This is a genomic window from Flavobacterium sp. NRK F7 (genome assembly GCF_024054195.1).
In the GTDB taxonomy this organism is placed as follows: domain Bacteria; phylum Bacteroidota; class Bacteroidia; order Flavobacteriales; family Flavobacteriaceae; genus Flavobacterium.
In genome coordinates, this window is the sequence record NZ_JAMXLB010000001.1 from 1,312,950 (window position 1) to 1,339,278 (window position 26,329).

Below are 26,329 nucleotides of genomic sequence, written 5' to 3' on the forward strand. Positions count from 1 at the left end.
ACCTCAAACTATGTTTGAGGTTTTTTTTATTTTAAATCTTTAAGTTCAGTTTCAGGAAGCACTTCTTCTGGAATTTGATTTTTACGAAATACTCTTGCTGTTAAATTTCCTTTTAATTTAATAGAATCGCCTGCTACTTTTAACCAACTGCCTTCTCGAAGTCCAATTACAGGTTGCGGATTAAAAAAATGAAATTCATTGATTCTCGTTTCTCTCGTTTCTCCCATATGAGTGGAATTGGAATCTGGGTCTAAATAATGTGGATTAATGTTAAAAGGAACTAATCCTAAAGTTCTAAAACTTGGTGGGTAAACTATTGGCATATCATTAGTCGTGTTCATAGTAAGTCCGCAAATATTACTTCCTGCACTTGTTCCAAGGTAAGGGGTGCCAGATTTAACTACTTTTTCTAATACGTCCAAGATATTGTTTCTATATAATTCGTTTACAAGAACGAAAGTATTGCCTCCTCCTGTGAAAATTCCTTGTGCATTCTCAATGGCTTCAATAGGATTTTGAAATTCATGAATTCCTATAATCTTTTTATTTATTTTTGTGAAAGCTTCTTTTACTTTGTCCGTATAAAAATCATGAGAAATTCCACTTGGTCTTGCATATGGAATAAACAAAATGGTTGTTGCTTTATCGAAATGTTCTTCTAATTCAGGTAATAAATAGTCTAGATAACTTCCGTTGTGTAGTGTCGAAGTACTTGCTATAATAATGTTTTTCATGATTATTTTTTTTCAAAATTACTATTTTTCAATTAACAAAAGTTTATAATCTTGTTAGTATTTAATTGGCAGGTCTATCCATTATTTTTACATTATACTTTTCAAAGTTTAATAATGATTAAAAAACTACCTTTTTTACTTTTATTATTTCCTTTACTAATTTGGTCTCAAAATGATACCATTTTTAAAGGTAAAATTGTATCTGAGTCGAATTACTTAGAGGATATTCATATTATTAATGTCTCTAAAAAAATAGGAGTTTTATCTGAAAGAGGAGGTTATTTTAAAATTCTCGCCTCTATAAATGATACCCTTATGTTTAGTGCGGTGCATTTGAAAGGATATCAAAGAATAGTTGTTCCTGAAGACTTTAAAAAAGAGTTGGTTTTTATTCCTATGGAGATTTATGAAAACCAATTGGCGGGCATTACACTTATAAAATATAAAAATATAAATGCAGAATCATTAGGAATTGTCCCAAAAGGACAAAGAACCTATACTCCAGCGGAACGAAAGTTAGTAACGGCAGGGGATTTTAAATGGTATAGTCCTTTATTGATTCCTGTAGGAGGAATGAGTGTTGATGGTCTAGTTAATGCGATAAGTGGTAGAACTGCAATGCTTAAGAAAGAATTGGTGGTTGAAGGTAAAGAAATGCTACAAGAAAAAACCACTAGTATTTTTACCAAAGAATATATAATGAATACCTTACATATTCCAGAAGACTATGTAGAGGGTTTTCTTTTTTATGTGGTTGAAGATACTCGATTTACAACTGAAATGAAGAGAGATAATAAAACCATGGCAACTTTTATTTTGAGTCAGTTAGCAGATGAATATCTGAAATTAAAAGCGTTAGATGAAAAAGAAGTAAAGGATGAAAATAAATAATCTACTACTAGTTTTTTTTATAGCGACTCAGTTTTTATTTTCTCAAAGTAAAGAAAGAGAGGTTGTAAATGGAAAAATAATTTCAGATTCTTTAGATGTTGAAAATATCACTGTTTTTAATATTTCTTCTAATGTGGGTGCAGTTTCAGATTTTAAAGGAAAGTTTTCAATAAAAGCAAGAGTATCTGATACCTTGTTTTTTCAAGCACTGGCTTTTGTTTCTAAAAAGTATATTATAACCGAGAATGATATTTTGGCTGAGGAATTGGAAATTAAATTAAATGTAAACATAAATGAGCTTAAAGAAGTAGTAATTACTCCAGCTAGTTTAACTGGAAATTTAAAAGCGGATAGTCGAAAAATAAAAACATATGAGTTATCTCCAGTAGATATAAATAAGGTTGTTAATTATGAAGACGCCCGCTTTTCAAAAGGTACTAAGATAACGACTTCACCTGATCATTTTGCGCCTACTGGATCAGGAATCAATTTGAAAGCCATTGGGAAACAGATTGGAAAATGGATTGGAATTAAAAATGATCCTAAAAAAAATGCAACTCGCGTTATGGCTGAAAGAAGATTGCATGATATTCAAGTTAAATCCTTTGCGGATCATATGAAAGAACGTTTTTCATATCAATTTTTTGTTTCTAATTTAAGGATAAAGAAAGATGATATTACTCGTTTTTTAGCTTATGCAGAAGTTTCGAGCGAAGAATTGGCAGAATTTTTGAAACCAGAGAATGAGTTACAACTTATAGAGCATTTAGTAAAAAAAGCAAATTCATTTTATGAAGAAACTAAAGAAGAATCAATACTTTTGCATCATGAAAAATAATAAAATAGTCGTTTTAAGTTTTTTCATTCTCGTTTTATTGTCATCTTTTGGGATGCATAAATTTTATGTTTCAGTAACTCAAGTTGATTATGTACCTTCTAAAAAAAGAGTAGAGATTACCTCAAGAGTCTTTATTGATGATTTCAATAAGGTACTCGAAAAAAGATATAATAAGAAAATTTATTTGGCATCTAACAGACAAATTGAAGGTGCTACGAAACTTGTTGAAAGCTACCTTAAAGAAAAAATTAAAGTAAGGATTAATCAAAAAGATTACGATTTACAATTTTTAGGAACTGAAATTGATAATGATGTGTTAATTTGTTACTTAAAAGTTAGTTTTTCTGAAAAAATTACTACTTTCGGAATCGAAAATTCAGTTCTTACTGAAATGTTCAGAGAACAACAAAATTTAGTACATACAAATATTAATAATGAAAAGAGTAGTTTTTTATTAACCAACTCAGAAACTACTGCTTTTCTAGAATTTTAAAATTAATTAGCCTACCATGAAAAAAAGAATTTTATTTTCTTCTGTTTTTCTTTTTCTAGCTGTTTTAAGTACTACAGCTCAAGATAACAAAACTGAGGACAAAAAAAGAGAACCAGGTCATTACAACGAAAATAAATTTCGTCAGATGTATGATCTGATGGCTACTCCTAATATGTTTCGAACAGCATCTGGAGCACCTGGACCTGCTTACTATCAACAGCAAGCAGATTATAAAATGAATATAGAATTAGATGACAAAAATAAAAAGTTATATGGTTCAGAAACAATTACCTATTACAATAATGCTCCAGAACCACTAGAGTATCTATGGGTTCAACTAGATCAAAATATTAGAGCTGCTGACTCTAAAACGCCTTTAGTGGAAAGTCAAAGAATGGATCCAGCTTTAGCTCCGGATAAATTTGCGAAAAGATTTATGGAAGAACCTTTTCAAGGTGGTTTTCATATTGAATATGTAAAAGATAAAGCAGGTAAAGATATCAGTTATACCATCAATCAAACCATGATGCGTATTAATTTAGACAAGCCTTTACAATCGAAACAGAAAGTAACCTTCTCTATTAAATGGTGGTATAATATTAATAATTATCAGGTAGATGGTGGCCGTTCAGGATATGAAGAGTTTGAAGACGGGAATCGTTTGTATGTAATTGCTCAATTTTATCCTAGAATGGCGGTTTATAGTGATGTAGAAGGCTGGCAAAATATGCAATTTTGGGGAAGAGGTGAATTTGCACTTACTTTTGGAAATTTTGATGTAAGTATTACAGTTCCAGCAGATCACATTATGGAAGGAACGGGAGTTAATACTAATAGAAAAGAAGTTTTTACAGCTGATCAAATGAAAAGATGGGCACAGGCTGAAACTACTTTTGATAAGCCAGTTATTATAGTAACTCAAGAAGAAGCTGAAAAAGCTGAAAAAGGTTTTTCTGATGCTAAAAAAACATGGAAGTTTAAAGCTGAAAATGTACGTGATTTTGGTTTTTCAACTTCAAGAAAGTTTATGTTAGATGCGATGTCAGTTCAATTGGATACCAAAAAACCAATGGCTATTTCTATTTATCCTAAAGAAGCGAATCCACTTTGGGGAGAATATTCAACAAGAGCAGTGGCGCAAACTTTAAAAACATATTCTAAGCATACTTTTGACTATCCTTATCCAAAAGCAGTTTCAGTTTCTGCTCAAGACCAAGGAATGGAATATCCTATGATTTGCTGGAATTTTGGACGTCCTGATAAAGATGGAAAATATTCTGACCGAGTGAAATATGGTATGTTAGGTGTTATTATTCATGAAGTAGGTCATAACTTCTTCCCAATGATTGTCAATTCGGATGAAAGACAATGGACTTGGATGGATGAAGGATTAAATACGTTCTTAGAATATTTAACAGAATTAGAATTTGATCCTAATTTCCCTACAGATAGAGGGCCAGCAGCTAAAATTGTTCCTTATATGAAAGGAAACCAGCAATTTATTGCACCAATTATGTCAAATTCTGAAAATATTTTCCAATTTGGTTCCAATGCTTATGGGAAACCAGCAACAGGTTTAAATATTCTTCGTGAAACTATTATGGGAAGAGAATTGTTTGATCATGCATTTAAAACCTATGCACAAAGATGGATGTTCAAACACCCAACTCCAGAAGACTTATTCAGAACTATGGAAGATGCTTCTGCAGTAGATTTAGATTGGTTTTGGAGAGGTTGGTTCTATTCAACAGATTATGTTGATTTAGGAATTAATGACGTAAAACAGTATTATGTTTCATTAGAACCTACTCAAGAAATGAAAGATTTTGTAGCAAGAAGAGGTAGATTTTTACGCGATACAGGACCTTTTATTTATTTAATTGACGAAAATCACAAAGAATTTAATCCAAGTACGAAAAAAGCTTTTGAAGTAAAAGATGTGCAAATTCTAGACGAATACGTCTCTAAAAATTATTCTGCAGAAGAAAAACAAAAATTGGCAACTCCTAAATATTTTTATGAAGTAGAATTTAGTAAGCCAGGTGGGTTAATGATGCCAATTATTGTAGAATTGCATTTTGAAGATGGAACTACTGAAATGCAGAAATTCCCAGTTCAAATTTGGAGAAAAAATAATGATACAGCAAAACGTGTTTTTGCAACAGATAAGAAAATTGTAAAAATACAATTGGATCCAAAATTAGAAACGGCAGATATTGATACAACAAATAATGTTTGGCCAGCGGAAGCAGCTACTTCAAAATTTGATGAATTAGATAAATAATATAACTACTGTAAAATAGTTAAACCTATGTCAAAATATAAAAGTTTGGCATAGGTTATTTTTTTCTTTGTAACTTTGTCACAATTAATTTTAAAACACATGTTTGGTATCGGATTTTCAGAGCTTTTATTTGTGCTTGTAGCCGTTTTAATGCTTTTTGGGTCGAAAGAGATTCCTCAAATGGCACGTTTTTTAGGAAAAACTATGGCGCAATTAAAAAATGCGACTAACGAAATTAAAAATGAAATTCATAATAGCGCAAAGCATACTGGTGTTGATGTGAATTCGTTTACAGGAGGTATTTCTGAAGAAATAAAAAGAGCTAAAGAAGATATATCTAGCGCTATTAATCCTTTGAAAGATATGTCATCTGAAATCGTTGAAGATATAAATAAACCCATTCAAGAGGTAAAAGAAGATATCGAAAATCTTTCAGGACCTATAAAAAGACAATTTTAATGTTAGAACATATCGTATCTTTAGATAAAGAATTATTTGTTTTTCTTAATGGTTTAGGTTCCGAAAAATATGATGCTTTTTGGCTAATAATTACCAAACAGTTCAATTGGACTCCTTATTTTTTACTGTTACTATTTATTCTTCAGCGTAAAATTGGTTGGAAAAATTTAGGAATTGCACTTCTTTTTATTGCGCTTTTAATTGCTTTTACAGACCAAACTACCAATCTCTTCAAATATTATTTTCAACGTTTGAGACCTTGTAATGATTTTGAGATTAAAGAAATTATAAGAATCGTGAAGCATAGTGATACGCTCAGCTTTTTTTCAGGACATGCTTCTAGTTCTTGTGCATCCATGACTTTTTTATTTTTAATCCTGAGAAAATACTATAAATATGCTTTTGTAATCTATTTGTTTCCTTTGGTGTTTGCCTACAGTAGAATCTATCTTGGACTACATTTTCCGTTAGATATTCTAGTTGGGTATACGTATGGATTACTAACTGGTATTACTTTTTACAAGCTCTATCTTTATTTTCTAAGTAAATATTTTCCTGCGATTACACAAGATTAGTTAATTATTCTGCTTACTGTTAATCCGTCACGAATGGGTAGTAAAACGGTTTCTACTCTTGGATCATTTTTTAATAAAGCATTGTATTCTAGTAATACTTTTGTACTCGTATCTTTTGGATCCAAAGTTTCAATTACTTTTCCACTCCAAAGGACATTGTCAGATAAAATAATGCCTCCTTTTCGCATCATTGGAACAATTAAATGAAAATAATGAATGTAGTTTTCTTTGTCAGCATCAATAAAAACCAAGTCGAATTTTTTGTTTAACGTTGGAATAATTTCCAAAGCATTCCCTATGTGCTGAAAAATTTGATTTTTCCATTCCGAAGCATCAAAATATTTCTTTTGAAATTCAGCTAATTCTTCATTAATATCTATGGTATCTATTGTTCCGTTTTGGGCTAAGCCTTCAGCCATACATAAAGTTGCGTAACCAGTATATGTGCCAATTTCTAAAATATGTTCTGGATGAATAATTTTGGCTAGCATGCTTAAAACACGTCCTTGAAAATGACCGCTGAGCATTCTAGGTTGCAATACTTTTTGATACGTTTCTCTATTTAATTTGGTCAATAATTCGGGTTCGTCCTGACTATGATTGGCAACATAATTTTCTAATTCTTCTGAAATAAAATGCATGATAACAAGGAGTTTTAATTTTGGGTCAAAGTTATCAAATTATTTTTTGTAGTTTTCCGTAAATTATCAAAAGATAACAATGAACAAAAAACCTATTTATATTTTAGGTACGGGACTTTCTCATAATGGTTCGGCAGTATTATTGAAAGACGGTCAAATATGTGTTGCCATAGAAAAAGAGCGAATTACTAGAATAAAACATGACGGAGGAAACGATACGGCAGCCATTCAATATTGTTTAGAAACAGAAGGAATCCAATTATCTGATATAGATTTAGTAGTGCAATGCGAAAATTTTGAAATTCCTTCAAGAGATTTTTTTAGAGGAGAAAGGTTGTTTAAAGGAAATAAAGAACCAAAACTCATCAGCATTTCACATCACTTAGCACATGCCTACAGCGCGGTTGGGACTTCACCTTTTACCACTTGCAATGTGATGGTAATTGATGGTTGTGGAAGCCCATTAGAGCAGTATTTACTATTGCATCAAAATAAAAAGGAAAGTATTGCGTCAGATGTTTTTAATACTATACAAATGCAATGTGAAAAAGACAGTTTTTATCATTTCAATGGTCAAGACATGATTCCTTTGTTTAAAGATTTTAGTGAGATGTCTAATCTTTCTTTATCTGAAATAACATTACCTACAACCAAACATTCCATAGGAGGTTTTTACGCGACCATTAGTAATTATGTGTTTGGGAACATGGATGATGTGGGTAAGTTAATGGGATTGGCACCTTACGGGAAAAGTGGTGTATATGATTATGATGTTTTTGAGTTCATTAACGACCGATTATTTGTCAAAGAAGATTGGAAACTATTTTTAAACAAACCTTCTTTAGGATATACTTTTTTTAAAGAACATTTTGAGTATTATGCCAATGTAGCAAAATGGGCACAAGAGCAAGTAGAAAAAGCCGTTTTACAATGTATAAAAATAAGAACAAAGCAATTTCCGCATACTCATTTATGTTATAGCGGTGGTGTGGCTTTAAATGCTGTTGCAAATGCAAAATTAGAAGATAGTAATGTAGCTAACTCGATTTATTTTGAGCCTGCTGCAAGTGATAATGGGTTGTCTCTTGGTTGTGCTTTTTATGGCTGGTTATCGTATTTAAAACAGCCTAAAAAAGAAAGTAATGGAAGTACTTGTTTTGGTAAGCGATATACAAAGGAAGCTATTTTAGAAGCGTATGAAGAACACCAACTAGATTTCAAAATGATAGACTTCTTTGAAGAGCCCGAACTGTTACATTATGGTGCAGAAGCATTGCTACACGGAAAAACTATTGGGTGGTTTCAATCTGGTTCTGAGTTTGGTCCTAGAGCTTTAGGAAGAAGAAGTATTTTGGCACATCCAGGAATTGAAAGCATGAAAAACCATATCAATACCAATATTAAATTTAGAGAAGATTTTCGTCCTTTTGCACCAGCTGTTTTACAAGAAAAAGTTCAAGATTATTTTGAAGCAGGAAGAAATAGTCCGTACATGATTTTAGTAGATAGGACTAAAAAGGAACATTTAGAAAACTTAAGAAATGTTACTCATGAAGATGGTTCGGCAAGAGTGCAGACGGTTGAAGCTTCTTGGAATCCAAAATTTTATAATTTAATACAAGCATTTTATAAGTTAAGTGGTATTGCAGTTGTCTTAAATACAAGTTTTAATAAAAAAGGGATGCCTATAGTGGAAACACCCAAAGAAGCATTCTGTTTATTTAAAGAGACTGCGTTAGATGTTTTGATAATCGAAAATTTTGTTTTTTTGAAAAACTAAACATTTCTTAGGCACTTACTTTTAAACTCTAAATTCATTACTTTTGCACCATGCAAACGACAAAGAAAGATATTAGAGCTTTAACCAAAGAACAATTAAGAGATTTTTTTGTTTCTAATGGAGACAAGGCTTTTAGAGGAAATCAGGTATACGAATGGCTTTGGCAGAAACGTGCTCATACTTTTGAAGATATGACGAATCTTTCTAAAGAAACACGTGCCATGTTAGAAGCTAATTTTGTCATTAATCACATTAAAGTCGATACCATGCAACGCAGTGAAGATGGAACGGTAAAAAATGCTGTTCGTTTGCATGATAATTTAATTGTAGAATCGGTTTTAATCCCTACAGAAACAAGAACTACAGCTTGTGTTTCCAGTCAGGTTGGGTGTAGTTTGGATTGCAATTTTTGTGCAACGGCTCGTCTAAAAAGAATGCGAAATTTAGAACCAGGGGAAATTTACGATCAAGTTGCGGCTATCGATAATGAAAGTCGCTTGTATTATGATCGTCCACTTTCCAATATTGTTTTCATGGGAATGGGAGAACCCTTAATGAATTATCCTAATGTTATGAAAGCCATTGATAGAATTACTTCCCCTGAAGGATTAGGTATGTCACCGAAACGTATCACGGTTTCTACTTCTGGAGTTTCTAAAATGATTAAAAAAATGGCAGATGATGAGGTGAAATTTAAATTAGCCGTTTCCTTGCATTCTGCTATCGAAGAAACCCGAAATCGAATTATGCCTTTTACGAAAAGTTTTCCGTTAGATGAATTGCGTGAAGCTTTGGAATATTGGTACAAAAAAACCAAAAGTAAGGTCACTTATGAATATGTGGTTTGGAAAGGAATTAATGATGATAAAAAATCAATTGATGCTTTAGTAAAATTTTGTAAATATGTTCCTTGTAAAGTCAATCTGATAGAATACAATCCTATCGATGATGGCGAATTTCAACAAGCAGCTCCTCAAGTAATTGATGCCTATATTGCTGCGTTAGGAAAAAACAATATAGTAGCAAAAGTTAGAAGAAGTAGAGGTAAAGATATTGATGCGGCTTGCGGGCAATTGGCCAATAAATCCTAAAAAAAAGAGACTAAACTTTAATACTAAAGTTTAGTCTCTTTTTTAATAATTTTTTTTAGTTACCAAAACCAATTCTACAACCTAATTGTAAGTTTGGAACCGTTTTTTCAAAAGAGATTTCTCTTAAATATTGAGTATTTGTGTCATTGTTGTAATCGATAATTGCATAATCATGATTTATTTTTGCAATTCCTAAACCAATTAAATATTCAAAAGTGATGTTAGAATCCCAAAAAACTTGTTTAGAAATAGTTAAAGCGATACCTGTTTTTGTTCTTTGATCTTTTAAACTGCTTAGGTCAAAACCACTGTAATCATCATCACTATAATCTCTATTGTTTGTTCTTTTGAAAAGTTGAATTCCAAAAGCCCAACCTTCAATCGCATCGTAATCTGATGAAGGATAAAACTTAAATCCAGCTCTAAAGGCACTTCCCATTGCTGATTTTGTTTCAAATGTAGTATAGGAATCTTCTTCTTCATCTCCTAAAATTGAAAAATTCTCGTAAAAACTATATGTAGCTGCAACAGATGCTTCCACACTTATTTTTTTTGAAACTCTGTATTCACCAATAATTGGGAATTCACCAGAGATAAAACTGAATAAATCGGTTTTTACAGCCCATTTGTAAGAATTGTCTGATTGATACTTTGCTGAAGTTGTAGGAGTATAAACTTTTATAACTCTAGATTCTTTAGTTTCTTCTGTTTCTTTAGTTTCTTTAGTTTCTTTTGTTTGAGCTAAACAAAAATTTGAAAGTAATAATAAAAGTAATGTTTTTTTCATTGGGACTTATTTAAATAATTTTATATTTGCCGCAAATATAGAATTATTTCTAAAACAATTTTATAAAAAACCCTAAATCATAAATTTATGAAAAAAACATTACAATTGGTATTCTTATTCACACTCTTTACAGCTTCGGCACAAGATATAAACTTGCGTTGGGCTGAAAAAATAAAAACTAAGGGGCAAGTGAGTATTTTAGGTGGTAAAAATGGTCTTTATTACACCACACATGTTAATAATGATAATGAGTTAGTAGGTAGAACTTACGATTCTAATATGAGCTTTACTAATGAGAAAGTTATCAACTTTAATTTAGATGATAAAAAGTATTCTTATCAAGGAGCTTATTTTTTAAATAATCAAATTTTGCATTTTATTAAGGATTATAAAAGAAAAGAAGACATCTCTTACTTATATTCTGGTATTAGTGATTCTAAACTTGTTACATCTTCAACTTTAAATATTTTAGATGAAGAAATTGATGACAATAATCCAAGACGTTTTGGGGAAAGAAGTATTTCACCTGATTCCACTAAAATAGTTATTTATCATGAAAATAGAGGTAAGAAAAAAGATCCAGATATTTTAGTTTACAAGGTATATAACTCAAGTTTAACTGAAGTAGTTAATGAGGGAGCAGCATCTTTACCTATAAAATCTAAAAATTTTATTACTGAAAACATAGAAGTGGATAATATAGGTAATGTTTATATTTTAGCTAAAGTTTATAAAGAAATGAAAGAAGTAGCGAAAGACAATAGTAAATATTACTATAAATTAATTGTATTTGCTAAAGATAAGTCGATAAAAGAATTTGATTTTGAATATCCAGATAACGATATATCTTATATTGATATTTTACCTGGTAAAAACGACACTTTTTTTTGTGCTGGTTTTTTAACAAATTTAAAAGGTAGAAAAGAAAAAATGATTTCTGATGAGATGTTCTTTGCGAGTTTAGATTGTAAAACACTTACTTTATCTGATTCAAAGATGCTGAAAGTTCCTGGTTTATATCCAGATGAAATAAAGAAGGTTCAAGATTATGTTCCTTATAAGATCAGAAATATATTTGAAAGAAAAGATGGAGGATATACTGTAGTTGCTGAGCAATACAAATTAATTGTTAGTACTCATACATCTGCAAATGGTATGACAACAACCAGTTATAGATATTTTTATTGTGATATAGCTTGTATTCAAACAGATGAGGCATTAGAGGTAACTTCAGTAACTCGAATGCCAAAATATCAATTAAACGCTTCAAATCCTTCCATAATTTCTACAGTTAAAAATGATAAAACATATATTATTTATGAAGATTTAACAAAAAACATTGAAGCAACTGATGATAAGAAAACTAAAAGAAGTACAAAATCTATTTTTAGTTCAGATTCAAAAAACGCATTATTTTTGTTAACAATCGAAAAGAATGGTGAAATGAGAAAAGAAATCATCTACGATTATAAAGAGTCTAAAATTCAACCTTTCATTTTAGGAAGTAGAGTGATTGAAGATGGATTAATTTTATTAAATGCAAATGATCAATTAGGGATCTTAGAAATAAAATAATTTATATTAGAGTTATAATAAAAAAAGAGGTTCTAACCTCTTTTTTTATTATAAAAAATAATGCTACTTTTGCTATCGCGATGAAAATAGTAGAGCAAATAAAACTACCGATAGCTAAAGAAATGGAACTTTTTGAAAAGAAGTTTCGAGAATCGATGTCTTCAAAAGTAGCTTTGCTAAATAGAATTACCCATTATATTGTCAACCGAAAAGGAAAACAAATGCGTCCTATGTTTGTTTTTTTAACTGCAAAAATGGTGGCAAATAGTAATGAAGTTAATGAACGTACTTATCGTGGTGCTTCCGTTATTGAATTAATCCATACGGCAACATTAGTACACGATGATGTGGTTGATGACAGTAATAAAAGACGCGGTTTTTTCTCAATCAATGCACTTTGGAAAAATAAAATTGCAGTATTGGTTGGTGACTATTTGTTGTCTAAGGGCTTATTATTATCCATAGATAATAATGATTTCGATTTGTTAAAAATTATCTCAGTTGCTGTAAGAGAAATGAGTGAAGGGGAATTGCTGCAAATTGAAAAAGCCAGAAGATTAGATATTACTGAAGCTATTTATTATGAAATCATTCGTCAAAAAACAGCAACTCTTATTGCTGCATGTTGTTCATTAGGAGCTTGTTCAGTAGTTCCTGAAGATAAAGAAATCGTAGAAAGGATGCGTAAATTTGGAGAGCTTATTGGAATGGCTTTTCAAATTAAAGACGACTTATTCGATTATACTGAGGATGCGATTGGTAAACCTACCGGTATCGATATTAAAGAGCAAAAAATGACATTGCCTCTAATTTATGCTTTAAATAATTGTACTCCAAAAGAAAAAAGTTGGGTAATTAATTCGGTTAAAAATCACAATAAAGACAAAAAAAGAGTGAAAGAAGTCATACAATTTGTGAAAGACAAAAACGGATTGGTATATGCCGAACAAAAAATGATACAATTTCAACAAGAAGCTTTAACATTGTTGCAAAACTTTCCTGCTTCCTCTTATAAAGAAGCATTAGTATTGATGGTCAATTACGTTATTGAACGTAAAATATAATTTTTTGAATGTACTGTTTCGAATGTATCAATTGGGCAATTTGTCGATAGATACTAAGTTTTTATGAATCATCAAATTGACACATTGACAAATAGTCACCTTTACATACAACTTTTTTAAAACGTATCTCGTCTCTATAAATGGAGTATTTTATTAAAATGGTCTGTTGGAATTTGAATTTCTTTAGTTGAATTTTAAGTTCTCATACAACCTTTTTTTAAGTCATCTCGTCTTTAGTAGTAGAAAGGATGAATAAGGCTTATTTAATTTTTTTAATTTTGATACAACCTTTTTAAAAACCATCTCGTCTATATAAAAAAGAAATACAATTCTAGATTCTGAATTCTAATTTCTAAATTTTAAAAATGAAAGTCATACACTTACATAGAGAAGAAAAACAATTGATAGAGCAAGCTATTTTAAATAATAGACAAGCCCAACATCAATTATATGCACAATTTTCTCCTAAAATGTTAGGTGTTTGTAGACAATATATAAAAGATCTGCATCATGCAGAGGATGTTATGATTACCGCTTTTATGAAAGTCTTTACCAATTTGAATAAATTTGAACACAAAGGAAGTTTTGAAGGTTGGATAAGACGCATTATGGTTCATGAGTGTATTGATTTTGTTAGAGTTAAAAAGAATATTTTTAATTATCAGGAAATAGAAACTGTAGTGGTCTCTGAAAGTGAAAGTGGTATTGAAATAGATACATTTTCAGTAGATGATATACAATTGTTAATTGATAGCTTGCCAGATGGGTATCGAATGATTTTCAATTTATATGCTATCGAAGGTTATAAGCATCATGAGATTGCTAAGATGCTTAATATAAGTGAAGGAACCTCAAAATCGCAATTGTCGCATGCAAGAAAAATGCTTCAAAATCAAATTAACCTATTAAAGCAAAAAGAAAATGGAACCAAATAGATTAGATACTAAAATAAGAGAAGGGTTAGGTTCAAGAGAAATCAAGCCAACTGATCAAGCTTGGGATCGATTAGATGCAATGCTTTCTTTAGCAGAAAAAAAAGAACCTAAAAAAGGGTTTGGTATATATCAATATATTGCAATCGCTGCTTCTTTTTTGCTTTTTATTTCTTTGGGATTTTGGTTATACCAAGCCAATGTCAATAATTCTTTAGATATTCCGATACAACCAAAAAATAATGTGGTTATAGAAGAGAAGAAGTTGGATAATGAAGAGATTATAGATAATAATGTGTTGGAACACTATAAAGAACAAGATAAAATATTCCAAGAGGAAAATGTGGTGGTTGAAGTGCCTTTACAAAAGCAAGTGAGAAAAGAAATTGATAATAATAGTACTATAAACCTTAATAGAATAGAAGTAACTACTGTAGCTGAGGTAGATGCTAAAAATAAAATCCAGGAAATTTCAGTAATTGAGAAAACTACTAATAAATATGTTACTGGTGAAATGATGTTAGCAGCAGTTGAAAATAGACCTTTGGAAAAAAAAGAAACATTAAATACTGAAATGCAAACAAAAATAAGAGTCAATACGTCTAACTTATTAACTACAGTTGAAAAAGAGTTAGATGAAAATCATAAAGAAACTACTTTAGATAAATTGTCTAGAAATTTTAAACAAGTAAAATCGGCACTGGCCAATAGAAATTACGAAGAGTAATCATCTCAATCAAATAATCATTTAATCAAAAAACGAACAGTTATGCAAAAAATTATTTTTTATGCAGGAATCTTCTTGCTGACTTTAATCTCGAAAGGAATGGCTCAAGAAAACTCTTTTGAAGGAAGAGCAAAGCTAATCTCAAAACGAATCGATTCTATTGTAAAAGCTGAAAAAGAGGCTTTAAAAGAACAAGTTTATATAATCGATAAAAACTTAGAAGAGGGTATTATTAACAAAAGTGAAGCGATGAATCTAAAGCAAAAAGCGGCTGACGACTCTGCTAAAGCGATAGAGGAAAAAGTAAGTTTGGAACAACAAAAATTGGAAATACTTATTCAAGACAAAATTAATGGGTTAGTTCAATATGATACCGTTAAAAAAAGAAGTGGTACAACCATTATTATAGGTAGTAGTACTGATTCAATTAGCGATGTTACTGAAATAAACTTAGGTTCCTTTAAAATTTATAATGGAGAAAAAGAAAAAATAAGAAGAAAATCAAAAAGAACTACTTCTCAGTTTGTTTTTGCAGGAGGATTGAATAATTTAATAACAGAAGGGGAAGACTTTGAAAATTCAGATTTCCGTGTTTGGGGGTCGCATTTTTATGAATGGGGTTTAACCTACAATACTAGAATTTTTGACAACAATAATTTACTTCATGCTAAGTATGGTTTTTCAGTAATGTATAATAATTTAAGACCAACGGAAAACAGGTATTTTGTAAAAAATGGAGCACAAACCGAATTACAAACAGGAGTGGTTGATTTTAATGAATCTCGTATTCGAAATGTTTATTTGGTGGCGCCTCTACATTTGGAATTTGATTTTACACCTAAAAAAACCAATAAAGACGGTAAAACCTATTTTAGAACTCATGAATCTTTTAGGCTAGGTCTAGGAGGTTATGGAGGTGTGCGTATTAAAACGAAGCAAATTTTAAAATATGAAATAGATGATACTAAAATCAAAGACAAACAGAAAGGGGATTTCAATATGTCAAATTATATATATGGTTTAAGTGCTTATCTAGGATATCGTCAAACTAGTATTTATGTAAAATATGATTTGAATCCTGTTTTTAAAAATAATGTAGTAGATCAAAATAATATTTCCTTAGGAGTGCGTTTCGATTTTAATTAAAATAAATTTGGGTTAGGGTTTCATACAAAAAGATGTCTTATGAAAATAAGGCATCTTTTTAATTTAATAATTATTTCATATTCCTAAAAGAAGGTAACAAAACCATAAAATAAAAGAAAGATTATAATAAAGGACTAGTAATAGTTTTGGGATGCAAAACAAATCAATCTTTAGTATCATGAAACAGTATTTACTTTTTGTCGCTTTTTTTCTTAATTCATTTGTCATTATCTATGCACAATCTGGTTTGGGTATCAATGAAAAACAAAATACCTTAGAATATTGGACCGAATTTAATCCAAAAAAGAAAGAATATAGAGAAGCAAAGAAAATTCTTACAGGTTACATTACCGAAAATACAACCTTATATAGTAGAGAGGCGTATTTGCTTCAAGGTGTGGTTTATGTAACCAATAATGCAACTTTAACCATTGAACCAGGAACCATTATAAGAGGGGATTACGCAACTTGTGGAACCTTAGTAATTACTAAAGGAGCTAAGATAATGGCGGAAGGAACTGAAAGTTTTCCGATTGTATTTACAACAAATAAAGACACCTATTCTAGAAAACCAGGAGATTGGGGAGGTATTATTGTTATGGGAGAAGCTCCAGTAAATACTTTTGGTGGAATTGGAATTTTAAATTTTGATTTGGATCCAAAATACAATCGATATGGAGGCGATAATGTAGAAAGTTCATCAGGATCTTTAAAATATGTTCGAATTGAATATTCCGGTAGAAAATTAAGTGCAAAAAAGGAATTAAATGGAATTTCATTTGCAGGAGTAGGGAATAAAACTAAAATTGAAAACATTCAAGTAAGTTATTCTAATGATGACTCTTTCGAATTTTATGGAGGAAATGTAAAAATGGAAAATTTAGTTTCCTACAGAGCCTCAGATGATGACTTCGATTTTACGCAAGGAGTTCAAGCTGATCTTAAAAATAGTATTGCTATTAGACATCCTTATTCTACTGATGCTGAAAAATCTAGATGTATGGAGATTGACTCGTATGATATGATTGAAAAATTTGATTCTCAAAGAAATAAAACCAATGTTAAAGCAGCTAATATTACTTTGGTAAATACAGAAGATAACGATCAAGGCTTGATAAAGGAAGCGGTTTATGTGGCTACCGATAGTTATTTTACTTTAAATAACAGCGTAATTTATGGTTTTAAAGATTTTTTAATGGTAAAAGACTATGTTTTAATTGATGAAGTAGAAGAATATGTAAAATTGAAAAATCTTGTTATTGCGCATTGTGATAATAGTTTACGAACTTTAAAAGGAGATGGAAGTATTGCTATAAATTCTTACTTCTTAACAAAAAATAGTATAACTACTTTAGATGGAAAGATAGCAGACTTCTTTAAAAATCCCCTATTCGATGAAACCCCAGATTTTAGATATACAAAAATGGAGAAAAACTTCAACCCTGTGGTAAATAAATAATTGTATTCTTTAAACGGTAATATTAGTCGTTTAAAGGTTGTTTGAAAAATCTGACATTCTGTTTTTTAACATTTTGTCAGATTTTTTATTGTAAATAATCGAGATAAAAATATTTAAATAATTGATTTACAGGTAATTAAAATTATTTTTACAAGCTTTAAAATATTAAGAAAACGTTTTAAATTTTAACATTTTTTCTAATTTTATTGTAAAATCAACTCAATCCCTTTTGGTTACTTTGTTATAGCTTAATTTATTACAGAAACAAAACAACAGTTTACTTTGCCCGATCTAAATTGTTAAAAATAAAGCAAAAAAAAACTATAAAAAAAACCATTATGAAAACGAACCTACTAGTACTGACTATTGTCTTCGGTCTGTCTTTTTCTATCTATGCGCAATCTGGACTTGGATTGAACGAAAAAGAAAACATACTTGAATATTGGACCGAGTTTGATCCCAAAAAGAAAGAATATAGAGAACCTAAAAAAATATTAGCAGGTTATATTTCTCAAAATACAACCCTTTCAAGTAGAGAAACCTATTTATTAGAAGGTACCGTGTATGTTGTGAATAATGCAGTCTTAACAATCGAGCAAGGAACTGTAATTCGTGGTGATGCTAAAACCTGCGGTACTTTGGTAATAACTAAAGGTGCAAAAATTATTGCGGAAGGGACTGAAAGTTTTCCTATCGTATTTACAACTAATAAAGATACTTATTCCAGAAAACCTGGAGATTGGGGAGGAATCATAATTATGGGCGATGCTCCAATTAATAATTTTGGAGGTGTAGGTATTTTAAATTTTGATTTGGACCCAACATACAATCGATATGGTGGAGCAAATCCTGAAAGTTCGGCTGGTGTGTTGAAATACGTTAGAGTAGAGTATGCTGGAAAAAAAGTAACCTCTAAAAAAGAATTTAATGCTCTTTCTTTTGCAGGCGTGGGTAGCCAAACAAAGATTGAAAATGTACAAGTAAGTTATTCTGATGATGATTCCTTTGAATTCTACGGAGGTAATGTGAAACTAAAAAATCTAATCTCCTATCGTGCTTCTGATGATGATTTCGATTTTACACAAGGCGTTCAGGCTGACATTACAAACAGTATTGCCATTAGAAATCCTTATTCTTCTGATTTAGAAAATTCTAGATGTTTAGAAATTAATTCAAACGACGATGTTGAAAAGTTTGATCCGTTACGTAAAAAAACCAATGTAAAAGCATCGAATATGGTTTTGGTGAATACCGAAGACAATAATCAAGGACTTATTAAAGAAGCTATTTTTGTTTCTAATGAAAGCATGTTAAACTTTACCAATAGTGTTGTTTTTGGTTTTAAAGACTTATTAATGTTAAGAGATTTTTCTATATTGGAAGAATTTGAGCAACATATAAAACTGAGAGAATTAGTGGTAGGTCACTGTGATAATACCATTTCAAGTTTGAAACCTAAAGATTTACTTACTCTAGATGTAGATTATTTATTTTCTAGAAATAATGTAAAAGTTTCTGATGGAAAGATAGAGGATTATTTCATGAACTCTGATGTTTTACAAACACCAGATTTTAGATACTTGAAAATTGAAAGAACCAATAATAATTTGGTAAATAAATAATATTTTTTTTAAAAAGATCAGGTTTCTTTTCTTAATAAACAACCAGTATTTGTAAGAAAATAAGGGTCAATTAACACTTTAACGAAAAAAAGTGCATTTCTTCGATGATTTTTTTTGATTATCTAAAAAAGATTACGTATCTTCGTTACAGCTTAATAGAATTCTATATGAGTATTGCCCATACTTGAATTTGTAGTAAAGCCGAATGTATTGAAAACTCCAGGTGAAATCACTTGAATTTTGTAGCAGTGCAGGATATGTTTAATTACAAAATTTGTTATTATGAAAAGAAACCTACTTTTATTAGCAGTTATTTGCAACTTTTGTTTTGCAAGTTATGCGCAGTCTGGATTAGGGATTAGTGAAAAAGAAAATTGGTTAGGATATTGGACAGAATTCAATCCTAAAAAAGAAGACTATAGAGATCCTCAAAAAATCTTAACAGGTGTTATTTCTCAAAATACTACATTATCTAACAGAGATACTTATTTGTTACAAGGTAATGTATATATAACTAATAACGCAGTATTAACAATTGAGCCAGGAACACTTTTAAGAGGTGATTCTAAGACTTGTGGTACACTTATTATTACTAAAGGAGCAAAAATTATGGCTGAAGGCTCTGAAAGCTTTCCTATAGTATTTACTTCAAATAATGACGAATATTCTAGAAAGCCAGGAGATTGGGGTGGTATCATCGTTATGGGTGATGCTCCAGTAAGTGGTTTTGGAGGCATGAGCGTTCTTAATTATGACTTAGAGCCACAATACAATCGTTTTGGTGGAGAAAATAAATTAGGGTCTGCTGGTGTACTAAAACATATTCGTGTGGAATATGCTGGTAGAAAATCGGCTACAAAAAGACAAATTGCTGGAATTACTTTTGCTGGTGTAGGAAGCGGAACTGTTATCGAAGGGATTCAAGTAAGTTATTCAGATAACGACTCTTTTGAATTCTATGGTGGAAATGTAAAAGCACAAAAATTAGTTTCGTTTAGAGCTGCTGATGATGATTTCGACTTTACACAAGGAGTTCAAGCTGAATTTTCTAATAGTATCGCTTTAAGACACCCTTTTTCTTCTAATCCAGGGAATCCAAGATGTATGGAAGTAAAATCCTATAATGAAATTGAAAAATTTGATCCACAAAGAAGTAAAACAAATGTTAAAGCAACCAACATTACTTTAGTTAATGTGGAAGATAACAAACAAGGTCTTATCAAAGAAGCGGTTTATGTGTCTAATGAGGCAAATCTAAATTTATCGAATAGTGTGGTTTATGGCTTTAGAGATTTCTTAATGTTAGATCAATACCCAATGATGGATGAGTTCGAAAAATTTGTAAAACTTAAAAATCTAGTAGTAGGTCACTGTACTAATATTTTCTCTAGCATGAATGGGGAAAGATTAGGTTTAGATACCGATTACATTACTTCTAAAAACGGAATCGAAACTTCAGATGGTTTAATCAACGATTACTTCAAAACTCCAGATTTTTCTATAACTCCAGATTTTAGATATCTTAAAATTCAAAGAAACACTAGTAATGTAGTATTGAATAATAAATAAGAATAAATTGATAGTAACATAAAAAAAGCACTTCTTACGAGAGGTGCTTTTTTGCTTTCAACTTTGTATCTTTGCTACTTATCTAAAAAAAAACAGAAAAAAAATTGATTTCTAAAACAACCATAGAAAATGTATTTGAAACCGCAAGGGTAGAAGAAGTTATTGGCGACTTTGTTCAACTCAAACGATCCGGAAGTAATCTTAAAGGATTAAGCCCTTTTGTTGATGAAAAATCACCTTCTTTTATGGTGTCTCCTGTAAAACAAATTTGGAAAGATTTTTCTTCAGGCAAAGGTGGAAATGTGGTTACTTTTTTAATGGAACATGAACATTTTAGTTATCCTGAAGCAATAAAATATTTAGCTAAAAAATACAATATTGAAATTGAAGAAACCGTACCAAATAATGAAGAATTAGCTGTAGCTAATGAAAAAGAAAGTATGTATTTGGTTTCTGAATTTGCGAATTCTTATTTTCATAACACTTTACTTCATACTGAAGAAGGGAAAGCCATTGGTTTAACTTATTTTAAAGAAAGAGGGTTTACCAATGATACTATTGCTAAATTTAGTTTGGGATATTCTCCAAATTCTTGGGATGTTTTTACGAAAGAAGCTCTTGGTAAGGGCTATAAACTTGAATTTCTTGAAAAAACGGGTTTAACCATTGTAAAAGAGGATAAACAATTTGATCGATTTAAAGGCCGTGTGATGTTTCCGATTCAAAGTATGAGTGGAAGAGTTTTAGGTTTTGGTGGACGCATACTAACAAATGATAAAAAAGCAGCTAAATATGTGAATTCCCCAGAAAGTGAGATTTATCATAAGAGCAAAGTACTATATGGGATTTATCATGCCAAGCAAGCGATTGCAAAACAAGATAATTGTTATTTAGTTGAAGGCTATACCGATGTGATTCAATTTCATCAAGCGGGTATTGAAAATGTGGTTGCTTCTTCTGGAACCGCTTTAACTCCAGATCAAATTCGATTAATTAGTCGTTTAACCAAAAATATAACCGTACTTTTTGATGGAGATGCTGCAGGTTTAAGAGCTTCGATTCGTGGTATCGATTTAATTTTAGAAGCAGGTGTCAATGTAAAAGTTTGTGCCTTTCCTGATGGAGAAGATCCAGATAGTTTTGCAAAAAAAACACCCTACGAAAAATTAGTTGCTTTTTTAGAGGATAATGCTAAAGATTTTATCCAATTCAAAGCGTCTCTCTTAATGAATGAAGCGAAGAATGATCCTATTAAAAAGGCAGATTTAATTCGAGATATGGTGGTCAGTATTTCTAAAATTCCAGATCGAATTAAACAAGAAGTGTATTTACAGGAATGTTCTAGAATTATGGATATTTCGGAAGATGTCTTGTTTAATACATTGGCTCAAATTGATAAAAAAGATTTGGCTGATACAGGTAAAAAACTGAAAGAAGAGCAGCTGTCAAAAACATTTGAAGTAGTTAAAAATGAGGGGACAAATGCTCATGTAAAAATTGATATACAAGATGAGCTGGAGCGAAAAATAATTGAAATATTATTATTGTATGGAAGTGTAGAGGAGGAATTTGAGGATGTACTTCTTAAGGCTAATGAGGAAGGCGATTTAATAGAGGTGAAAGAGAAGAATCTTTACAAGGTATTTCATCGCATTTATTTGAGCTTGCAAGAGGATGAAATAGAACTGGCTAATCCTATTTTTAAATCGATATATAACGATATTATTACCTATTATAATCAAACGGAGCATTTTGTAATCGAAGACTATTTGAAACAAATAAATCCAGAAATAGCCAATGAAGTAACGTCTATTTTAATGCATGAAGAAAGAGAGGTTTTACATAATTGGGAATCACAACAAATTATTGTAAAGCTCAAAGATAAAACCATTGGTCAATATGTAACGGAAACAATATTGACGTTAAGATGGTATTGGGTAAATAAAATTATTGACGAATTAAAAACTGAAGTAGTTACCCAAAATAAAGAAGATAATGCTGAAACATTAGCGATGGTTATGGATTATTTAGGTTTAACCAATATGTTTTCCAAAAAACTAGGTCGCGTAATGAGTAGATATTCTTAGATGATTTCTAGGCTTTTTGCTTTCGTAAGTAAATCAACGAGATTCGTGACATTTAATTTGGCTAAAAGTCTAAGTTTATAGGTGCTAATGGTTTTTTCATCCAAACTTAAAATTTCAGCTATTTCTTTATTTTTTTTGCCATCATTTAAATAACGTAATACTTCAATCTCTCGAGTAGATAGTTTTTTAAACAAACGATCCGATTTTTTTCCCTTAGATAAAATATCAATATTCTTTTTTACCGCTTCGCTAAAAATAACTACCCCTTGATATACTTTAATAATGGCGTTTTCTAATTCTTCTAAAGTAATTGTTTTTTGGATATAAGCCGAAACACCTGCTTTAATAGCTGTAGGCGCATACATCTTTTCTGAAACCGAGGTGAAAAGGATAAATTTTGTAGTAGGAAATTCTTTTAATAACGCTTTTATATCTCTAATGCTTGTGATTCCTGAAAGTTCAAATTCGAGCAAAACAATGTCAATAGGCTTGGATTGTAAATGGGTAATTAAGCTTTTTAAATCATAGGCATGAGCCATAATATGAATGGTCGGATGATTATTAAAAAAGGATTTTACACCTTGAACAACCACAGGCTGGTTATCAGCAACACAAATTTTTATCATGACTCTAAAGTGTTAATTAAAAAATAGTGAACTTATATTCAAAGTTAATAAAAAAAAATGTAATTACTTGTTAATTAATCAGTAATCTACTGAAAATCATTTATATTCTTCTGGAATAAGGCATACTGGAATTAGGATTCATCTTGTGTTGATTGATTTGGTTTAATCTTTTGTATATGGAAAAAACGGCAGCTTCTCTACCAGAAAAATCTGCAGTTGTTTTTCCTTTTTCAGCTTCTTGCATCGCCCATTCTAATTCGTCATAATTAGCTCCCAATTGATCTTCATCACTTCTGTCATCACCAAAAAGGCCATCGGTTGGTTTGGCTTTCAAAATACTTTCTGGAACATGTAAGTGTTTCGCAAGTAAACGTACTTCGCTTTTTAACAAATCGGCAATCGGACTCAAATCAACACCACCATCTCCATATTTGGTATAAAAACCAACACCAAAATCTTCAACTTTATTACCTGTGCCTGCAACTAATAACCCATGAATTCCTGCAAAATAGTATAAGGTTGTCATTCTTAATCTTGCACGAGTATTGGCAAGAGATAAATGAAGCGCTTTTTCATCTGAGGTAGTACTAACTTGCTTTTTAAAGGTTTCAAAAAGGGGAGTCAAATCGGCTCGCTCACTACTTACATTTGAGAATCTTTCTTTTAATTGATGAATGTGTTCATTTGCTCTTGAAACATGGCTTTCTGCTTGATGAATTGGCATTTCTACACAAAGTGTGGGCAATCCAGTTTGTGCACATAAGGTAGAAGTTAATGCGCTATCAATTCCACCTGAAATGCCTACAACAAATCCCTTAACTTTTGCGTTAGTAGCATAGTCCAATAACCATTTTACAATATGTTGATTGATTTTTTCAGCATGGAAAGAGGTTGAATTTGTCATTTTTTTAAGAGAATTTAATTGTGTAAACTGTATATTTGCGCTTTTATTTTCAAAGAATTTATCATTCTTAATTGGTCTAAAATTATAAAAAATACCCCATATGAAAAAGCTTTTTTTGGCTTGTCTTTTGCTTTTGATAATTGCTTGTAAGCAAGAAAATAAAATTGAAGAGAAAGTGGCTGCTATTCCTGTTGCTTTTGAAGTGGAACGATTTGATAAAATGTTTTACGAATCTGATGCTTCTAATTTACCTGCTGTTAAAGAAAAATACCCTTTTTTATTTCCAGAAGGCAATGAGGATTCAGTTTGGTTGAATAAACTGAAAAATCCTTTATTGCAAGATTTGTACAAAGAGGTGATAAAAAAATATCCCACTACAGCTAAAATTGACAAGGATTTAGAAGCGTTGTTTCAACACGTTCAATATTATTTTCCAAAATATAAAACCCCTAGAGTAATAGCTGTAATTTCTGAGGTTGATAGAGAAGCGAAAGCTATTTATGCAGATTCAATTGCGTTAATTTCTTTAGATTGTTATTTAGGAAAAGAGCATCCATTTTATGTTGATTTTTCCGATTACCAACGTTTAGGATTTGAAGAAAATCAAATACTACCCGATTTGGTTACTAGTTTTAGTTATGGGAAAATCAGTAAACCTTTAGATAGAACACTACTTTCCATTATGATTTATTATGGTAAAGAATTGTATTTGAAAGATAAATTAATTCCAGAATATTCAGATGCAGCTAAAATTGGTTACACCGAGCAACAATTAGCTTGGTGCAAAGAAAATGAATACTACATGTGGAGTTATTTTATTGAAAATAATTTGCTTTACGAAAGTAACGTTAAAAATGAATTTCGCTTTATCAATGAAGCTCCATTTTCTAAATTTTATTTAGAAATTGACAATGAATCACCTGGAAGAGTCGGACAATGGTTAGGTTGGCAAATTGTAAGAAGTTATATGGAAAATAATGAGGTTTCCTTAGATCAATTATTAGTTACCGATGCTAAAACCATTTTTGAAAAATCAAAATATAAACCTAATAAATAATGGCAAAAACAATAACGTCAGAAATAAAATTTTTAGTTGAACTTGACGAAAATAGAATACCAGAGAAATTAACTTGGACAGCACAAGATGGTGGTGTAGAGCAAGAAGAAGCGAAGGCGATGATGGTTTCCCTTTGGGATGCAAAAGCACAAGAAACACTTCGTATTGATTTGTGGACCAAAGAAATGCCTGTGGATGAAATGAAAGTGTTTTTTCATCAAACTTTGGTAGCTATGGCTGATACATTTGAAAGAGCTACGAACGACGAAAAAATGGCTGCTACAATGAAAGATTTTTGCGACTATTTTGCCGAAAAATTAGAGCTAAAGTAAACTTCGTTAAAAGAATAAATAAAAAAAGGGTTTTTAAATAAACCCTTTTTCTTTGAATATTCCTTCGTTAATTTGATCGATAAACGTTAAAAGACTTTCTTTTCCAGTTCCATCTGAAGATGAGGTAATAAAATGTTGAGGCATTTCTTCCCAGCCATTGGCAAGTACTTTCTTTTTATAAGCGGCTACATTTTGTTGCGCTTTTACTTTTCCAATTTTATCTGCTTTTGTGAAAATAATGCAAAATGGAACACCTGCTTCACCTAAATAATTGATAAATTCTAAATCAATTTTTTGAGCTTCCAATCGAATATCTATTAGTACAAAAGCGCAAACTAATTGTTCTCTCGTTTCGAAATAATCGGTAATGAATTTTTGAAAAGTTTCTTTTGTTTTTTTGGAAACTCGGGCATATCCATAACCTGGTAGATCTACTAAAAACCAGTTTTGATTAATTTTGAAATGATTGATTAGTTGCGTTTTTCCAGGTTTTCCTGATGTTTTGGCTAAATTCTTATGATTGGTTAACATGTTTATTAGAGAAGATTTACCCACATTGGATCTTCCTATAAAAGCATATTCTGGTAAGGGTTCATTCGGACATTTACTAGCATCGGAATTACTAATAATAAATTCAGCACTTGTTATTTTCATCT

The 26,329-nt window shown here is 30.8% G+C and carries 24 protein-coding genes and 1 pseudogene; 19 read left to right on the top strand and 6 right to left on the bottom strand.

Annotated elements, in window-relative coordinates; all coding sequences use genetic code 11:
* Positions 1-26: 26 nt before the first annotated feature.
* The gene (pepE, locus tag NHF47_RS05590; protein ID WP_252764004.1) at positions 27-734 is read right to left on the bottom strand and encodes a dipeptidase PepE; all 708 of its coding nucleotides are present in this window, start codon (positions 732-734) and stop codon (positions 27-29) included.
* A 114-nt stretch (positions 735-848) separates the two neighbouring features.
* Here pepE and NHF47_RS05595 point away from each other — a divergent pair, with 114 nt between their 5' ends.
* The 6 genes from NHF47_RS05595 (at position 849) to NHF47_RS05620 (ending at position 6,274) form a co-directional block, all read left to right on the top strand.
* Positions 849-1,625: a hypothetical protein gene (locus NHF47_RS05595; protein WP_252764005.1), complete on the top strand. Its 777-nt coding sequence runs from the start codon at positions 849-851 to the stop codon at positions 1,623-1,625.
* The gene (locus tag NHF47_RS05600) at positions 1,612-2,463 is read left to right on the top strand and encodes a carboxypeptidase-like regulatory domain-containing protein (protein ID WP_252764006.1); all 852 of its coding nucleotides are present in this window, start codon (positions 1,612-1,614) and stop codon (positions 2,461-2,463) included. The genes NHF47_RS05595 and NHF47_RS05600 overlap by 14 nt, the downstream gene beginning before the upstream one ends.
* Positions 2,453-2,956, top strand: coding sequence for a DUF6702 family protein (locus tag NHF47_RS05605; RefSeq protein WP_252764007.1), 504 nt, complete (start codon positions 2,453-2,455; stop codon positions 2,954-2,956). The genes NHF47_RS05600 and NHF47_RS05605 overlap by 11 nt, the downstream gene beginning before the upstream one ends.
* A gap of 16 nt (positions 2,957-2,972) precedes the next feature.
* Complete coding sequence (locus NHF47_RS05610) at positions 2,973-5,240, top strand: M1 family metallopeptidase (protein ID WP_252764008.1); 2,268 nt, start codon at positions 2,973-2,975, stop codon at positions 5,238-5,240.
* 99 nt (positions 5,241-5,339) lie between these two features.
* The gene (locus tag NHF47_RS05615) at positions 5,340-5,699 is read left to right on the top strand and encodes a twin-arginine translocase TatA/TatE family subunit (RefSeq protein WP_252766062.1); all 360 of its coding nucleotides are present in this window, start codon (positions 5,340-5,342) and stop codon (positions 5,697-5,699) included.
* Positions 5,699-6,274 carry a phosphatase PAP2 family protein gene (locus NHF47_RS05620; protein ID WP_252764009.1) on the top strand — a complete coding sequence of 192 codons (576 nt, stop codon included), beginning with the start codon at positions 5,699-5,701 and terminating at the stop codon, positions 6,272-6,274. The genes NHF47_RS05615 and NHF47_RS05620 overlap by 1 nt, the downstream gene beginning before the upstream one ends.
* Here the strand turns inward: NHF47_RS05620 and NHF47_RS05625 are convergent.
* On the bottom strand, positions 6,271-6,915 hold the full coding sequence (locus tag NHF47_RS05625; protein ID WP_252764010.1) for an O-methyltransferase: 645 nt from the start codon (positions 6,913-6,915) through the stop codon (positions 6,271-6,273). The two genes, NHF47_RS05620 and NHF47_RS05625, sit on opposite strands and share 4 nt — an antisense overlap.
* A 79-nt stretch (positions 6,916-6,994) precedes the next feature.
* Here NHF47_RS05625 and NHF47_RS05630 point away from each other — a divergent pair, with 79 nt between their 5' ends.
* Positions 6,995-8,695 carry a carbamoyltransferase C-terminal domain-containing protein gene (locus tag NHF47_RS05630; protein WP_252764011.1) on the top strand — a complete coding sequence of 567 codons (1,701 nt, stop codon included), beginning with the start codon at positions 6,995-6,997 and terminating at the stop codon, positions 8,693-8,695.
* 50 nt (positions 8,696-8,745) lie between these two features.
* On the top strand, positions 8,746-9,786 hold the full coding sequence (gene rlmN, locus NHF47_RS05635) for a 23S rRNA (adenine(2503)-C(2))-methyltransferase RlmN (protein ID WP_252764012.1): 1,041 nt from the start codon (positions 8,746-8,748) through the stop codon (positions 9,784-9,786).
* 55 nt (positions 9,787-9,841) lie between these two features.
* Here the strand turns inward: rlmN and NHF47_RS05640 are convergent, their stop codons facing one another.
* Positions 9,842-10,573 (bottom strand): DUF3575 domain-containing protein, encoded by a 732-nt coding sequence (locus NHF47_RS05640; RefSeq protein ID WP_252764013.1) that lies wholly within the window; start codon positions 10,571-10,573, stop codon positions 9,842-9,844.
* 87 nt (positions 10,574-10,660) lie between these two features.
* On the opposite strand from NHF47_RS05640, the gene NHF47_RS05645 reads away from it, so the two are divergent.
* The 9 genes from NHF47_RS05645 to dnaG all read left to right on the top strand — a co-directional run bounded on the left by NHF47_RS05645 (position 10,661) and on the right by dnaG (position 22,754).
* Entirely contained in the window at positions 10,661-12,148 is a 1,488-nt protein-coding gene (locus tag NHF47_RS05645; RefSeq protein ID WP_252764014.1) for a hypothetical protein, read from the top strand.
* An 80-nt stretch (positions 12,149-12,228) separates the two neighbouring features.
* Positions 12,229-13,212 (top strand): polyprenyl synthetase family protein, encoded by a 984-nt coding sequence (locus NHF47_RS05650; protein WP_252764015.1) that lies wholly within the window; start codon positions 12,229-12,231, stop codon positions 13,210-13,212.
* 365 nt (positions 13,213-13,577) lie between these two features.
* Positions 13,578-14,147, top strand: coding sequence for an RNA polymerase sigma factor (locus NHF47_RS05655; protein ID WP_252764016.1), 570 nt, complete (start codon positions 13,578-13,580; stop codon positions 14,145-14,147).
* Positions 14,134-14,871, top strand: coding sequence for a hypothetical protein (locus NHF47_RS05660; protein WP_252764017.1), 738 nt, complete (start codon positions 14,134-14,136; stop codon positions 14,869-14,871). The genes NHF47_RS05655 and NHF47_RS05660 overlap by 14 nt, the downstream gene beginning before the upstream one ends.
* 42 nt (positions 14,872-14,913) lie before the next feature.
* On the top strand, positions 14,914-16,017 hold the full coding sequence (locus NHF47_RS05665) for a hypothetical protein (protein ID WP_252764018.1): 1,104 nt from the start codon (positions 14,914-14,916) through the stop codon (positions 16,015-16,017).
* 178 nt (positions 16,018-16,195) lie between these two features.
* Entirely contained in the window at positions 16,196-17,476 is a 1,281-nt protein-coding gene (locus NHF47_RS05670) for a hypothetical protein (RefSeq protein WP_252764019.1), read from the top strand.
* A gap of 338 nt (positions 17,477-17,814) precedes the next feature.
* A complete protein-coding gene (locus NHF47_RS05675; RefSeq protein WP_252764020.1) occupies positions 17,815-19,098 on the top strand; it encodes a hypothetical protein in 1,284 nt (427 codons plus the stop codon).
* Positions 19,099-19,380: 282 nt separating this feature from the next.
* A complete protein-coding gene (locus NHF47_RS05680) occupies positions 19,381-20,667 on the top strand; it encodes a hypothetical protein (protein WP_252764021.1) in 1,287 nt (428 codons plus the stop codon).
* Positions 20,668-20,771: 104 nt separating this feature from the next.
* Positions 20,772-22,754 carry a DNA primase gene (gene dnaG, locus NHF47_RS05685; RefSeq protein WP_252764022.1) on the top strand — a complete coding sequence of 661 codons (1,983 nt, stop codon included), beginning with the start codon at positions 20,772-20,774 and terminating at the stop codon, positions 22,752-22,754.
* On the opposite strand, the gene NHF47_RS05690 is transcribed toward dnaG, so the two are convergent.
* Both NHF47_RS05690 and nadE read right to left on the bottom strand, forming a co-directional pair.
* Positions 22,751-23,380: a response regulator transcription factor gene (locus NHF47_RS05690; RefSeq protein ID WP_252764023.1), complete on the bottom strand. Its 630-nt coding sequence runs from the start codon at positions 23,378-23,380 to the stop codon at positions 22,751-22,753. The two genes, dnaG and NHF47_RS05690, sit on opposite strands and share 4 nt — an antisense overlap.
* 96 nt (positions 23,381-23,476) lie before the next feature.
* Positions 23,477-24,284: pseudogene (gene nadE / locus NHF47_RS05695) on the bottom strand (NAD(+) synthase).
* 100 nt (positions 24,285-24,384) lie between these two features.
* Between nadE and gldB the strand changes: the two are divergent.
* Positions 24,385-25,341: a gliding motility lipoprotein GldB gene (gene gldB / locus NHF47_RS05700; RefSeq protein ID WP_252764024.1), complete on the top strand. Its 957-nt coding sequence runs from the start codon at positions 24,385-24,387 to the stop codon at positions 25,339-25,341.
* Positions 25,341-25,673: a gliding motility protein GldC gene (gene gldC, locus NHF47_RS05705; protein ID WP_157504181.1), complete on the top strand. Its 333-nt coding sequence runs from the start codon at positions 25,341-25,343 to the stop codon at positions 25,671-25,673. The genes gldB and gldC overlap by 1 nt, the downstream gene beginning before the upstream one ends.
* Positions 25,674-25,706: 33 nt before the next feature.
* Here gldC and yihA read toward each other — a convergent pair whose 3' ends face one another.
* Entirely contained in the window at positions 25,707-26,327 is a 621-nt protein-coding gene (gene yihA, locus NHF47_RS05710; protein WP_140997073.1) for a ribosome biogenesis GTP-binding protein YihA/YsxC, read from the bottom strand.
* Positions 26,328-26,329 lie beyond the last annotated feature (2 nt).

What these genes read in the sequence shown, in the direction of transcription:
- pepE (WP_252764004.1), bottom strand. Translation starts at nt 734, where the DNA reads ATGAAAAACATTATTATAGCAAGTACTTCGACACTACACAACGGAAGT.
- NHF47_RS05595 (WP_252764005.1), top strand. Translation starts at nt 849, where the DNA reads ATGATTAAAAAACTACCTTTTTTACTTTTATTATTTCCTTTACTAATT.
- NHF47_RS05600 (WP_252764006.1), top strand. Translation starts at nt 1,612, where the DNA reads ATGAAAATAAATAATCTACTACTAGTTTTTTTTATAGCGACTCAGTTT.
- NHF47_RS05605 (WP_252764007.1), top strand. Translation starts at nt 2,453, where the DNA reads ATGAAAAATAATAAAATAGTCGTTTTAAGTTTTTTCATTCTCGTTTTA.
- NHF47_RS05610 (WP_252764008.1), top strand. Translation starts at nt 2,973, where the DNA reads ATGAAAAAAAGAATTTTATTTTCTTCTGTTTTTCTTTTTCTAGCTGTT.
- NHF47_RS05615 (WP_252766062.1), top strand. Translation starts at nt 5,340, where the DNA reads ATGTTTGGTATCGGATTTTCAGAGCTTTTATTTGTGCTTGTAGCCGTT.
- NHF47_RS05620 (WP_252764009.1), top strand. Translation starts at nt 5,699, where the DNA reads ATGTTAGAACATATCGTATCTTTAGATAAAGAATTATTTGTTTTTCTT.
- NHF47_RS05625 (WP_252764010.1), bottom strand. Translation starts at nt 6,915, where the DNA reads ATGCATTTTATTTCAGAAGAATTAGAAAATTATGTTGCCAATCATAGT.
- NHF47_RS05630 (WP_252764011.1), top strand. Translation starts at nt 6,995, where the DNA reads ATGAACAAAAAACCTATTTATATTTTAGGTACGGGACTTTCTCATAAT.
- rlmN (WP_252764012.1), top strand. Translation starts at nt 8,746, where the DNA reads ATGCAAACGACAAAGAAAGATATTAGAGCTTTAACCAAAGAACAATTA.
- NHF47_RS05640 (WP_252764013.1), bottom strand. Translation starts at nt 10,573, where the DNA reads ATGAAAAAAACATTACTTTTATTATTACTTTCAAATTTTTGTTTAGCT.
- NHF47_RS05645 (WP_252764014.1), top strand. Translation starts at nt 10,661, where the DNA reads ATGAAAAAAACATTACAATTGGTATTCTTATTCACACTCTTTACAGCT.
- NHF47_RS05650 (WP_252764015.1), top strand. Translation starts at nt 12,229, where the DNA reads ATGAAAATAGTAGAGCAAATAAAACTACCGATAGCTAAAGAAATGGAA.
- NHF47_RS05655 (WP_252764016.1), top strand. Translation starts at nt 13,578, where the DNA reads ATGAAAGTCATACACTTACATAGAGAAGAAAAACAATTGATAGAGCAA.
- NHF47_RS05660 (WP_252764017.1), top strand. Translation starts at nt 14,134, where the DNA reads ATGGAACCAAATAGATTAGATACTAAAATAAGAGAAGGGTTAGGTTCA.
- NHF47_RS05665 (WP_252764018.1), top strand. Translation starts at nt 14,914, where the DNA reads ATGCAAAAAATTATTTTTTATGCAGGAATCTTCTTGCTGACTTTAATC.
- NHF47_RS05670 (WP_252764019.1), top strand. Translation starts at nt 16,196, where the DNA reads ATGAAACAGTATTTACTTTTTGTCGCTTTTTTTCTTAATTCATTTGTC.
- NHF47_RS05675 (WP_252764020.1), top strand. Translation starts at nt 17,815, where the DNA reads ATGAAAACGAACCTACTAGTACTGACTATTGTCTTCGGTCTGTCTTTT.
- NHF47_RS05680 (WP_252764021.1), top strand. Translation starts at nt 19,381, where the DNA reads ATGAAAAGAAACCTACTTTTATTAGCAGTTATTTGCAACTTTTGTTTT.
- NHF47_RS05690 (WP_252764023.1), bottom strand. Translation starts at nt 23,380, where the DNA reads ATGATAAAAATTTGTGTTGCTGATAACCAGCCTGTGGTTGTTCAAGGT.
- gldB (WP_252764024.1), top strand. Translation starts at nt 24,385, where the DNA reads ATGAAAAAGCTTTTTTTGGCTTGTCTTTTGCTTTTGATAATTGCTTGT.
- gldC (WP_157504181.1), top strand. Translation starts at nt 25,341, where the DNA reads ATGGCAAAAACAATAACGTCAGAAATAAAATTTTTAGTTGAACTTGAC.
- yihA (WP_140997073.1), bottom strand. Translation starts at nt 26,327, where the DNA reads ATGAAAATAACAAGTGCTGAATTTATTATTAGTAATTCCGATGCTAGT.